At 41.8% G+C, this 12,821-nt stretch carries 7 protein-coding genes; all 7 read right to left on the reverse strand.

Annotation, left to right across the window (positions count from 1 at the left end; translation table 11 throughout):
- Window positions 1-10: 10 nt before the first annotated feature.
- The gene (locus L0P88_RS01220) at window positions 11-721 is read right to left on the reverse strand and encodes a fibronectin type III domain-containing protein (protein WP_247132826.1); all 711 of its coding nucleotides are present in this window, start codon (window positions 719-721) and stop codon (window positions 11-13) included.
- Window positions 718-4,503, reverse strand: coding sequence for a T9SS type A sorting domain-containing protein (locus tag L0P88_RS01225; protein ID WP_247132827.1), 3,786 nt, complete (start codon window positions 4,501-4,503; stop codon window positions 718-720). Before L0P88_RS01225 ends, L0P88_RS01220 begins: the two co-directional genes overlap by 4 nt.
- 533 nt (window positions 4,504-5,036) lie before the next feature.
- Window positions 5,037-6,734: a hypothetical protein gene (locus L0P88_RS01230; protein WP_247132828.1), complete on the reverse strand. Its 1,698-nt coding sequence runs from the start codon at window positions 6,732-6,734 to the stop codon at window positions 5,037-5,039.
- 165 nt (window positions 6,735-6,899) lie between these two features.
- The gene (locus tag L0P88_RS01235) at window positions 6,900-7,967 is read right to left on the reverse strand and encodes a GntR family transcriptional regulator (RefSeq protein ID WP_247132829.1); all 1,068 of its coding nucleotides are present in this window, start codon (window positions 7,965-7,967) and stop codon (window positions 6,900-6,902) included.
- Between the two features lie 573 nt (window positions 7,968-8,540).
- Window positions 8,541-10,124 (reverse strand): fibronectin type III domain-containing protein, encoded by a 1,584-nt coding sequence (locus L0P88_RS01240; RefSeq protein ID WP_247132830.1) that lies wholly within the window; start codon window positions 10,122-10,124, stop codon window positions 8,541-8,543.
- Entirely contained in the window at window positions 10,124-11,491 is a 1,368-nt protein-coding gene (locus tag L0P88_RS01245) for an aspartate aminotransferase family protein (protein WP_247132831.1), read from the reverse strand. The genes L0P88_RS01240 and L0P88_RS01245 overlap by 1 nt, the downstream gene beginning before the upstream one ends.
- Before the next feature lie 85 nt (window positions 11,492-11,576).
- A complete protein-coding gene (locus L0P88_RS01250) occupies window positions 11,577-12,818 on the reverse strand; it encodes an NAD(P)/FAD-dependent oxidoreductase (RefSeq protein WP_247132832.1) in 1,242 nt (413 codons plus the stop codon).
- Window positions 12,819-12,821 lie beyond the last annotated feature (3 nt).

Consider the following 12,821-nt stretch of genomic DNA (forward strand, 5'->3'; position numbering starts at 1 on the left):
TTGATTGTTTTTAACTTTTAAAAATCCAGATGTCCCCAATACTTTCGCCACCATTGTTATCTTTTACAACAATCTTCCAATAATAGGTTTTGCCCGGAGTCACTGAAACCTCATGTGTCGATGGAACGCTATTTTCTTCTATTAAGGCAGGAGGGGTGGTTTCTCCAAAATAAATGTCATAATACAGCAAATCCCCATCCACATCACTGGAAGACCATTCAAGGAGCACATTATTTTCCTCAACCTTAGAAAATGATTTTGGATGGATTAGAGTAGGTGTAAAAGGTAAATAATTTGCAATCCCTTCTCCCTCGGTATAGAAATTCCATGAAGATGAGTAATTACTATATTCGCCATTGTCATCTTTAGCTCTAATTCTCCAATTGAGTTGAACACCTTTTTCAAGGGTAAATGTTACTGTAGTTTCTGATACGGTTGTCTTTTCAATAATACTATTGAACGCCCTGTCCTCGGCCAACTCAATTTCATAAGAAATCGCATCGCCTTCTTTATCGGTTGATGGATCCCACTTAAATTCCAAAGGATTATCCGTACAAAGCAATCCATTTGTTGGAAAAATGGTAGTAGGTGTTGTAGGTGCTGTATTCCTTACCTCGGAATCAGGTTTGGGTTCTTGTACAATTTCAGGTTCATCTTCCCCACCGGATTTACTACAAGCATTTAAGGTAAATAAGCACAAAAAAATAATCATTTTTTTCATTTCTTCATGATTTTAAGTGCAATGGGGTTACCCGTTCCAATCTTTATGTAATAAAGCCCGGAGGACAAACTTTCCATCGAAACTTTTAAAATCCCTTCTGAGACCTCAAATAAGCCTGAATCCACCAATTGAAAGTTTGAATTATAAATTCTTACCGTAATGTTCGTTGGATGATTTTTGGGCAAATAAATGTAAACATCATCCACAGTAGGGTTTGGCGCAAAGCTCACCTCCCCTTTGGTCATTTCAACTTTTTTAGCAAAAAAGCCTTCACATGGAAACTTTGAGGTTACCTGCACTAAATCTCCATTATTGACTTCAATGGAAAATGAGGATGACATGGTTGTGAGCTGTTGGCTTCCATTAACGGAAACCTTATATGGAGGGGTACCCGAAAACATTTCTATGTTTTCAACCAGCTTTTGATTTAAAATAGAGGAATTTGATTTACCTGAGATTGCCAGGGCATCCGCTATCTCAAAACCAAAGCAGCTAATAAAATCCGGTTCGTCAGTAATGGTAATACAAAGTTCATACTTTCCTGCATGTAAGTTTTGAATTGTCAGCGCTGTGGTGAAGTTATACCCATCATTATTAATGCTTGCAACATAGTTATGATTTTCGTTGGCTGCAATCAATAACTGTCCATTGTTCCTATTCACACAAGTTACCCCTATGGTTTCAATGCTGAAATTGTTTGAAGGTAACTCAAAGAGAATTGGGCATCCTTCAGAATCAACGGTGTATATGGGCAGTGTTCCAGGACACAAATCCCTATCATTCATAACCCCATCCTCGTCATCATCCAGCTCACTTTGTCCACAACCATTTTCGTCTACAGAATCGCCTATTGGAGTTAGGGGGCATAAATCAAGGGAGTCAATAACGCCATCCCCATCTGTATCCAATATGTCTGCCCCAGAGCAACCATTTGCATCCACAGCATCGTTGGGCAAGGTATTTGGGCATTGATCCAAGTTATTGGTTACACCATCATTATCGTCATCCAATTGGTTTTCGGCGCAGCCCACGCTATTGACTTCCATGTGGGACAAGGTCCCGGGGCATTCATCAAACAAGTCCACAACACCATCATCATCGGTATCGACAAGATTATTGTCTGCCCCAATACGCAAAAGATATGCGGCGTAAAGTTCCGTTCCACTAATTGTGGTCGATCCATTATAAAAGACCCTATGCTCAGCCCCAGTCAAGTGAGAGATTGTACTTAGGGATGAAGAACCATTTATAACATTGACATCCAAACCATAAATTTCATTCGGATCCCCCGTTGTTAACCATATCCTACCGGAACCATCGCTCTGTATAAAAATTAGATTAGCCCTGAAGCAAGTTTTTTCACTGATCCAGACGAAATTATCCAAGTAATCCACAATCGGGATTGTACCGTCCACAGTTCCATCCGTCCTCCAAAGTTGTCTCATAAACCCATAACTGTTCTCCAATCCAAAATATAAATACTCGCCACATGTTTCCAGATTATTGGTTAGTGGCATTGTAACCGGAATGTCCCCTACATATAATGTATACGTGCCTTCAACAGTTCCGTCTGACCTGAATAATGCGCGGTTCGCCGTATCAAAAATACGTGCGGAAAAATAGAAATCATTTTTAAAGATAGCGGCGTGGTCAATTCGATCATTGCCTAATTTTTGAAGGAACAAAGTTCCTTGATGTGTCCCATTGGAAAACCAAAGCTCTCTTGCTTCCTCAGGATAAGTTCTCCCTCCATTATCCTGGATAACAAAAAGCCCACTACCTGTTGCATAAAGATGTTCAATGGCGACAAAATGGTGGACAAAACGATTTTCACCCGAATTTGGGTCTATTTTGTACAAACCGCTTCCCGAAGCTCCACTTCCGAAAAAATAAACCTCATCATTGAAACCTGTGAAAGTCCTTGAACCATTTCCACCTCTTGAGGCAGTAACCGAAGAATCCGTAACTTCATAGGTTCCATGAGTTGTACCATCGGTAACCCATAGTCCTACTTTGGTACCATCAAATGCCAAAAAGTACAGTTTTCCATCAATTACTGAAAAGGATTCAAGAGAATTGAAATTAACCATACTGTCATCATAGCCCCTAACTGTACCTGGGTTGATGTCCTTTAGCATAAACGTACCTTCCAAAGTACCATCACTGATCCATGGCTCATAGCCGTGAATTCCGTCAGTAGCTATATATACCAACTTTCCATCAAATGCTATGAATTCTGATTCATCATCAATGTAATGCCCATTTGGATATACGTATAGTGGTTTGGTTCCTTCAATTGTGCCATCGGAGGTGCAAAGGCCAAAAACCCCATACAAATTGCACCTAAAATAAACCTGATCTCCAACAGTGGTAAGCAACGAAGGATTAGCACCGAAAGTACTATTTAGGTCATAAAAAAGGGAGGTACCCCCATCAGTGCCATCGGAAACCCAAAGTTCTATTCCATTACGCTCCGTTTCAGCAGCAAAAAAAGCGTTACCCCCTAATGCAATAATATCATTATTATGCGCGCTGGTATTGGAAGAAGTTGCCTTACCAGAAACGACTTGGGTACCTTGTGGAGTACCATCACTCTTCCATAAGATTTTTTTGTTATTGGAACCATTGTCACCAAAAAAGAAAATTGACTCTCCAAATTCGTTAAGAGTCAAATTGTTGACCGACGTGTTTTTTAAGAAACTCGTACCCGCTAAAGTTCCATCGGAAACCCAAAGTTCATTTCTACTAAAATTATCCGTTACATGGAAAAAAGCCTTTGAATCCGAAAAAATCAATTGTGGTGGATAGCCAAAGGACGAGAATTGCCCTTCTACAATATCCACAAAAAGTGAGGTACCCTCTGAAGTTCCATCCGTTTGCCAAAGTTCCGTGCCGTGAATTCCATCATCAGCTAAAAAAAATAATTTTCCATTCAGAACTCCACCGTAAAAATTGTTGGTACTGGAATTATTGGAGTTGCCCTCATATACATCTTTAACCAAGGTAGTTCCCTCCGGGGTTCCATTCGATTTCCAGAGTTCACTTCCTGTAACCCCGTCATTGGCAAAAAAATAAAAATTGTCATCAAAAGACTTATACCCATACGTATTTTGAACCGATCCTTGATTACCTTCATTTATGTCTTTAAGTAAAACCGTTCCATCGGATGTTCCATCGGACATCCACAGCTCTGTACTAAATTCAACGGTATATGCCTTAAAAATTAATTTTCCATTAAAATCAAAAAAGTCAAAAGGAGAACTATCACCCTCACCACTATTAATGTCCTTAAGGACAAAGGTCCCATCTAAAGTACCATCACTCACCCATATTTCATGCCCAAGTGTTTCATCATAGGCACTAAAAAAAACTTTGTTTTCCAAGGCGAGGATATTCCTTATTAATCCATCTTGAGCGAAGGCTAAACTTCTGTTGGTTAGTTGAATCGTTCCTTCCTCCGTACCATCACTTACCCATAATTCATCTGTTCGAATGTCTTTTTTCTCAATGAAAAAAACAATATTGCCCACTGGTAATATCAAACCTATACCATTTGACTGCGCGGATTTAGCAAAAAATCGCGTTCCATCAACCGTTCCATCCGTAAACCATATTTCTGTATCGTCAGCCGTAAAATAAAACCCATTTTCCGCTTTTGTAAATCTTTCTGGATACCCATTATTTGAAAAAACCAATTCCAATAATTCGGCATCAATGGTTTGTCCTATTAGAAGGCCAAAAGAGAATAGCGAAAAAATTGTGGTGAGAAATTTATTGGTCATATCAATTTTTGGTTCGCTGAACTAAATAGCTCAAAAGTGTTTTCTTAATTGACACCCTTTTGGCCCTGCAAGAGATAAATTCAAAAAGATGACCAGTTTATAAAGGCTAATTTGGTTCATCTTTCAAAGAAAATGCATGATATTTATCATTTTTTCAAATTGTATGTTCCCTGGGAGCATAAAAAGCTTTGTACTGTAAACATTTTCAATCCCCACAAATCAACACCAACGGGCAAGCGATATCTTTTACACTTCTTTCCTGTTTATTGGGTGAGGTCATTTCGTTCCTATTCCTAGGGAAATTAAAATGCAAAATCTTTCCAATATACTGGCATGGGGATTTGTTTGTCGCTTCGTCCTATAACAATCCATTCAGAAGTAGTCAATTGAAAGTCCTTGCCTTTTGAGATCCGTAGTCTGACAAATTACACCCCCCGCAAGTGGACCCTATAGGTCTGCGTTTTCCTGTAGTTTCAAATAATACAATTCCATAAAATGGTCTCTTTTTCACCTACGACCAGTAGTGCCGCAATTTATTGGGTGGCCTCAAACACTTGAATTTCGGAAACTCCTAATCTTTGTCCTGGAATCCATGCCGTGGACATATCCGCTATTCCATCCGTTATGGTGAATTTCACCCATTTTATCTTTTTTGCAGGGAACCTAATCTCCGTAGGGGTTTGAGCACTATTGGAGGGGGCTGCATACATCCATTCCATGGAACCATCGCTGAACACAAAATACCCTTCCTTGGTCCATCTGTCTCCGGCAGGACTGTCATATATTCGTATCCTGTCTATTGTTTTTTCTTCATCCCACTCCAATTTTAGCATGGCCCCTTTGCCTTCATTGGAAATCCATTCGAACGCCTTTTGTTTGTTATCAATATCTATGATGCCGTCAATAGCGGCCTCGGGCTTACTCTCTTCTTCAAATGAGGTCGCCCAGACTTTTGCCATAGGGGCTATGTTCCTTAAATCCTGCTTTACCTCCTCAAAAGGTGCATCTTTTAAAACAAAGGCAAGCTCATGCATGGATGCCGCATAACGATTTTGATGCGGATTGATGTTTTGTACACTATAATTACTGGCAACGGTCAACCATGCGCTGGTACCATCATCGTTAATGAATTGGGACGGTATGTTGGGGAAATAGGTTTGAGCGCCCCAATCTTTCATGTAATGTACAATTTTATAGGGGCCCGTTATCTCATCGGCCTCCCAAAAAACAGTGATATTATAAGGTAGGTTCTCCTCTTCCTCCATTAATCTACAGGTTATCAGAATGTATTTGTCCATCTTTGGGAAGTACGTTATGCTTTCGCTACCCAAATGATTGGGCCAATCCACAATGGGTTTGGCGTTCGCTACCTCTTTCATCCAGATGGGTTTGCCATTTTCGGCATGTCCTGCAAAAAACTCATAGTTTTCCGCTTGGGTAATACCTTCCGAAGTGGCATGGGTCCGGCATAAATAAATGGCATCCCCTTTATCCCAGTTATTCTGGCCGTTTCCTGAGCTATATCCATGGGCACTCAAATAAATCCGTTCATCTTCAGCCTTATTGTTCTTAGCAAAATTTACCGCATGTACCGCACGGAATTTAGCTATCCCGGTTTCATTAAAAAAGTTCCCATCCAGGTCAATAGCGTTGGTCCAATATTGATTTTTCCAATCCGGTTCCGTATTGGCCGTAAAATGATTCCAGTTTTTCGAATACCTGAACCCATTAAAATAACCTTCATGGTTAAAGGCATTGTAGGTACCTATGTAGAATACGTCATCAACAATAAGGCTTACGCAAGGGTAATAATTGGTCCCCCCTGCCCACATTCTACCCAGATTTTGGAATTTAAGGTTAACGGGGTCGTGCCCTATTATTTTGGCCTGCCCTACCGCATTTGATCGAATATTGGAATTGGTGGAGAAGCCGTCCATTTCCCCATCCGTCCAACAGGAATAGAGGTTGCCATCATTTGCAGATTGCAAATACCAGGTATCTGCTGCAGTATAATTGGCGTACCTACCTGTAAACATCACCTTTGTGATATCCTTGGACCGTTCATAAGGACAATCATTGGGAATCTCGTTTTCCCATTCATAGTACTTATATATTGGATTGATTGCAGGGTCGGATTTATCCCCTTCACGCTTTGTATTGTCAGTCAATTGTCCAAAGGACAAACTTGAAAAAACAAAACCGAAAAGAAGAATGCAAACTAAGGTTTTCATGGTGTAATTGTTTTGGGTGGCCCCAAGGGTTTTATATCTGGTTAGCGGCTTTTGCAAGCTGGTTTTCCGCCCATTATCCCTAGATTAAAAATTCGACTTTCACTATTCTATTCGACTTCATCATTTTTTGTTTTTTGTAGACCGATTACCGCTACTTTGAATACTTTACAATGAGTTTCTAAGAATAAGTTCTGTTGGAACAATCGATTTGATTGTCCGTGTATCCTTAAGCACATAATCCACCAACGCTTTCCCCATTTGGACAAAATCGGTCGAGATAACGGTTATCCCCTCCCCGACCACTCTTTTAAGCGGAAAATCATTGTACGATAACATGCCAATGTCACTACCGAGCTTCATGCCTTTATCCTTGGCAAGTTCAATGGTTTTTACCATGTCCATATCATCAACAAAGAAAAAGGCTTGGCCGGGGCGGACCTCTTCAACCTCAGATATGATTTGATGTTCAACTCCAAAATGGGAACAGAATCTGGAAAAAGCAACTTTAATATCGATAGGGGCTTTAAATGCATTGGAAGCAATTGAATCAGTATCTGGAAATACCAAAACAAAACGCTGGTATGTTTTGATTCGGTCCAAAGCGGATGCCAGGCAATCAAAAACCGCGTTGTCAAAATCCTGGGCAATAAAATTGAACTTGTTCACATCAAGATTTTCCTTACGGTCCAGAAGCAAGACCTCCTTTCCTTTAAGCCTATCCAAAACCGTTGGAATCCTCTTATGGGCAAAGGGCATTATGACGAACATATTAAAGCCTTCCCTATTATTTACGATCAATGACTCAAAGACATCAATATCGCAATGGTGGAAGAATATTTTAGTACGAACCCCACCCTTATGAAGACCTTCCCTGATCGTATTGTATAGGATTTTTTTATACTCGGAAAGCTCATCAAAAAGCAAAAAAACGTTTTTGCGGTAATCCACGCGATCGGTCTGTACATAATACCCTTGCCGCTCCCTAGCCTTAATGATCCCGGACTCCTTTAATTCATTATAAGCCTTAAGAACAGTCTCTTGGGACAGACTGTTTACAAGGCAAATCTGCCTTATGGAAGGCAACGGACTTCCTACCCCAAGCACTTTTTCCCTGATTAAATCCTTTACGATTCCAACAATCTGAAGGTATTTGGGCACGTTACTGGAAACATTGATTTTGATGGTTGCTTCTTGCATATAACTTCTGCTCTGCTTTGCTCTGGTACGTTTCAAATATAGTGAATTCTGAGGTACTTCCCCTTTTAGAAATAAAGGATTGTCCACATCAGTGAAAACCGTAGATTGGTATACCAAAAAACCTATTTTACCACAGATGCAGCAAGGCTCTTTCCTTGAACTTTAGCGCGTGATAAAAATTGAACAAATAGATAATGCCATGCTATAACCAATAACTCAATTTTGATGCCAGGGCCCAATACCCATGAAGCACACATTTGGTCCATTAATACGGATCGGTTTACCGTAAAAACATTGCAACACTTTTTCAATACCCTTTCCATTGACGAACAATAGCGGGTCCCAAAGTTTAAATTCGTAAAAGTGGGAATCATATCACCTCCATTCCAGTTTAAGGAAAGGTGAACACATTCAAGGTAATGGACCGGTCATAAATTGAACGGATGAAATATGGAAGACCCAAGAAAAGTCGTTATCATACTACTGTTCACCCCAACAGTTTATGTTGACTGCCTTGACAAATCGGTCAAATTCCAAACCGCATCCTCTCGGTACATTCAAGGACAGGATCTATTTGCCACTTGCCCTACTAAAACGGGGATAGCCGTTTCATTGTGTTTTAAAGGTTGCCGTAGGTGACCAGTCGCTCCAATTTAGGTATTGATCGCGATAACGGACCCTCCAAAAGTACTGGGTACTTTTCTCCAATCTTTTGGTGGGTTCATCCGTGAGGTCATCATTTTGTTGTCTATTCTCCTTGTAATACCAGTTTTCATATTGTTTCCAACTATCCAATACCAATGTTTCAAAAGAAGAATCCGTACTTACCTGCCAATGTGAAGCCGCATGAAAAGCGCCCTCAAAATCACTTTTGAATGGCTTCGCCCTAAGCAAAGTCCCCGTTATTTCAACCACTTTGCCATTGGCGGGTGATTGGGCGTCCGGGGTATTTGGTTTTTTTTCTTTTTTAAAAATTGTGATGCTATCCGTTAGCAGATTGTTTCTGAACATGGCTTCGTTGCCCCTGCTTACCCGTTTTATGGTCATTTTTGCGTTTTGCGGATCGGCATTGTCAACCTCAACCATGACAAAACCATAATCATCATCACTAAAGGTAAATTCATCATAATCACGACCTTCAAACTCGCCCCAGTTGTCGATGGCACCCCCAGCTGTGGCAACGTTGACCCAAAGATGTTTATGGTCCCGTGACTGTCCCCTGGAATATGCATGGGTATGACCAAAGAAATGCAGGCTGGGCTTACCGGTCCTTGTGGTGAATTCCTCCAACATTTTTACCACTTTGCCCGTTGATTCGCTTTCCCCTGGCAACCAAAGCTCCGATTTATGGGGATGGTGCAATTGGGCAAAAACAAAATCAATTTTTTGATTTTTAGCGGTTTTGTCCAATACCTCTTTAAGCCACTCCCTTTGTTCCCTTAAATCGTCATAACCTTCATTGGAATTTAATCCGATGATTCGAATATTGCCATAATCTTTGTACCACCAATGTTCGGCATAGGCAGGGTCACCGTTTTCCGGTAAGCTGAAATATTTAAAATAATACAATGAATTACGTTCGTGATTGCCCAATACAGGATACACCGGAACTTGGGCGAAGAGGCCTTCCGCTGGATTAAAAAAGTGTTCTTTCCATTGGTGATATTTGCTTCCATTTTCAACCAAATCCCCTGGTATCATGACCAACGCCAGGTTGTCCTGAATTTCCCCGCCGTAATGTGACTTCAAAAATGGCAGTATCCCCTCATTGACGATCTCCCCGAACTTCCCTGGATAGTTCCGATCATACTGCATATCACTCATTGCCAACAAATTGAACGACTCGTTGTCTTCGGCAAAAGGAGGGGTCTGGAATTGAAAAATCTCCGAAACGGCATTAGCCGTTCGTACCCTATAGTAGTATTCCGTAAACCGCTTTAAACCTGTTAGCTGTACTTCATGGATTCTTGAAGGACCGTAATTGACCGCATAGGATTTCCCTGATGTCTTTTTACCCAATTTTGGGGTTGGTCCCCACTCCACAATACTTTCCCCTCCCTGATTGGTTTCCCAAAGAATTTTGATGTTGGTTGGTTCGGCATCCTGTAGATACGGGCGAATTAAAAATTCTGTCTTTTGTTGGGCCTTTATTGTTAGCGACATAAACGCCAAAAGGAAGATTGTTTTTTTCATTAGGCAATGGTATTTGTTCTTAAAAACGATTCATTTAAAATGGAAAGTGCAGTTTGCAGTTCCTCCCGAGAAATGGTCAAGGCTGGGGACAATTGCAGCACATTTCCCTTAGAGACTTTAAAACTCAACCCATTTTCAAGGCAATTGTACATAATCTCCTCAGCTTCCTGAACAGCTTTTTCCTTGGTTGTCCTATCAGCCACCAATTCCATGCCCCAAAGAAGGCCCATGCCACGAACATCACCAATGAGTTTATATTTCCTCTGAAAACGCTTCAAGGCCAAGCCCATAAAGGTTTCGTCCTGCACAACTTTTTTCAGGAGGTTTTCCCCTTCAATGATTTCGAGCATGGTGAGCCCCGCCATAGCTCCCATAGGACTCTTCTCATGGGTGTAATGGCCAAGGGAGATGTGTTGAAATTTATTGTATTCAGAACGGGTCACGACCGCTGCTTGTGGAAAGATTCCACCACCAAGTCCCTTACCCAAACATAAAATATCGGGTTCAATTTCAAAATGCTCAAATGCATACATTTTACCCGTTCTACCAAAAGCAATCGGAATTTCATCCAAAATCAACAGTACCCCATATTTATCACATAGTTTTCGGGCCTCTTGCCAAAAGGTTTTGGAGGGTATCTGTACATCGGTATTGCGAATGGTCTCTGCCAAAAACGCCCCTATTTGGTTGTCCTTGGTCAATATATATTCTAAATATTCCAATGCTTTGGACTCATTGCCCTCAAAAATTCCCCGGTAGGTTATGGGGGGTGGAATACGTTCGGCCCACGTGGCGACAGGCCCCATATGGTCCATAAAAATGGCTTCGCCACCCACACTGGCCACATCCAACGACGCCCCGTGAAACGAATCCCAGAACGATATTACCTTGTGTTTTTTGGTTACCGCCCTGGCCAATTTCAACGCAATGCCTATTGCCGAACTGCCATTCGGGGTCAATAACAACTTGTTAAGCGCATTGGGCAAAGTAGCCAATAGCTTTTCGGCAAACTGGACTACCACCTCATTGGTGTACCTACGGGTGGAAAAAGTCAGGTTTTGGAGCTGATCTACCAGACGACTCACCATTTTTGGATGTGAAAACCCTATTTGGTGCACATTGTTGCCATGAAAATCCAAGTATTTTTTACCCTCCAAATTCTGAATATAAGCCCCTTGGCAATGCTCCAGGGCATCCAGACAAGGAGTGGATAATGCTTGGTGTACAAAACAATTGGCATCCCGACGCAACAATTCTCGGGTTGCTGGTGCCAGTTGTTCCTCCCACCATTTTTTTCTGGCCGTAGAAAGGTTGATATCGCCTTCCACCAACCGCTGCACTTCTTTTTTTTGGTTATCACCATTCATAATTCCATTTTGAAAATACCCGTTTATTTAATGGATTTCACATACTTCCTTCCGAAACCCTGCTTTCGGGTGATTCGCCCCATGTTCAGCCTCCATCCTTCTTTTTGCTTCGGGCGTCGGCACAACGTTGTCTAAATGCTTCTGACATAGGATCAAAATCAGTTATCCTATCCACCAGGAATGCACTTGGATCGGCATAAAGCTCTTGCCCCAATACCATTTCCGAAATCATTCTGCCAATACCTCCCGAACCGGCCACACCTGCCCCGGAACACCCCGCCGCCACATAAAAACCCTTGGCCACACTGGGCAACTCGCCAAAGGTGTAATACCCATCCGGAGTATAGGTAGATATACCGGTAATACAATTTTCAATACCCAAGTCTTCGAACCCAGGAAAAAAAGAAGCAAAATCCTGACCATGCTCCATAATAATATCCCATTGGTCTTCAGGATTTCCCAAAAATTCGGAATTAGGCGCTTTTTCCAGTTTGTCGGGATGGAAGTGCGGACTGTTCTCTTCCCTTAGGCCAAAGAGCAGTCCACCAGCTTCCGGTCGTGAATAGGCCATGGCATCCGGCATTGAGACCATGGGCTGGTCTTTTGGAAATAGGTTTTCGTTCTTTTCCGTAATCCAGTAAATGCTTCGTACCGGGGCCATAGGTATGGGTACACTGACCTGTAGCGAAAGCTGATTGGCCCAAGCACCGGCAGCATCTACAACAATAGGTGTCTCAATAGTGCCCCTATTGGTCTTTACTGCGGTCATTGTCTTGTTTTGTCGTACAAGTTCCAACACTTCGGTGTTTTGTATTACCAAAGCTCCTTCTTTTTTTGCCGCCTCGGCAAACACTTTGGCCAACACGTAGGCATCCACAAAAGCATCGTGCTCGAAAAACAAGGTCCGAACCGCTTTTTCAGCATTGTACCATGGTAGTTTTTCCTGAAGCTGTTCGCTATCCAGTTCTTGATAAGGCACTTGGTGCCTATCGGCAATTTCCCTTAGCTGGCTCAAAGTTCGTGATGTGGTTGGGGATGCTGCTATATGTAAGGTTCCTACGGTCTGTTTTCCGACAGATTCACCTGTAAGGTTCTCTATCTCATCAATATTGTCATAGGTTTCCTTTATTAGGGGTACCATAGCTTCTTTGTGACGTATTGAGGTCATTAGGGAAGCGGCTTTGGAAGTATTACCCGTTCCTACTTGATTGCGATCTACCAACATTACGTCCCTTACACCCCTTTTTGCCAAATGCCATGCCGTAGCCGCCCCAATGGTTCCGGCTCCTATGACCACTGCCCCCGCTTTTCTGGTTCCAATATCCATAGC

It is taken from the genome of Muricauda sp. SCSIO 64092, assembly GCF_023016285.1.
Lineage (GTDB): Bacteria > Bacteroidota > Bacteroidia > Flavobacteriales > Flavobacteriaceae > Croceivirga.

Bases quoted from the DNA above. Each gene is read 5' to 3' on its own strand.
- L0P88_RS01240 (WP_247132830.1), bottom strand. From the start codon at position 10,124: ATGAAAAAAACAATCTTCCTTTTGGCGTTTATGTCGCTAACAATAAAG.
- L0P88_RS01220 (WP_247132826.1), bottom strand. From the start codon at position 721: ATGAAAAAAATGATTATTTTTTTGTGCTTATTTACCTTAAATGCTTGT.
- L0P88_RS01250 (WP_247132832.1), bottom strand. From the start codon at position 12,818: ATGGATATTGGAACCAGAAAAGCGGGGGCAGTGGTCATAGGAGCCGGA.
- L0P88_RS01245 (WP_247132831.1), bottom strand. From the start codon at position 11,491: ATGAATGGTGATAACCAAAAAAAAGAAGTGCAGCGGTTGGTGGAAGGC.
- L0P88_RS01230 (WP_247132828.1), bottom strand. From the start codon at position 6,734: ATGAAAACCTTAGTTTGCATTCTTCTTTTCGGTTTTGTTTTTTCAAGT.
- L0P88_RS01225 (WP_247132827.1), bottom strand. From the start codon at position 4,503: ATGACCAATAAATTTCTCACCACAATTTTTTCGCTATTCTCTTTTGGC.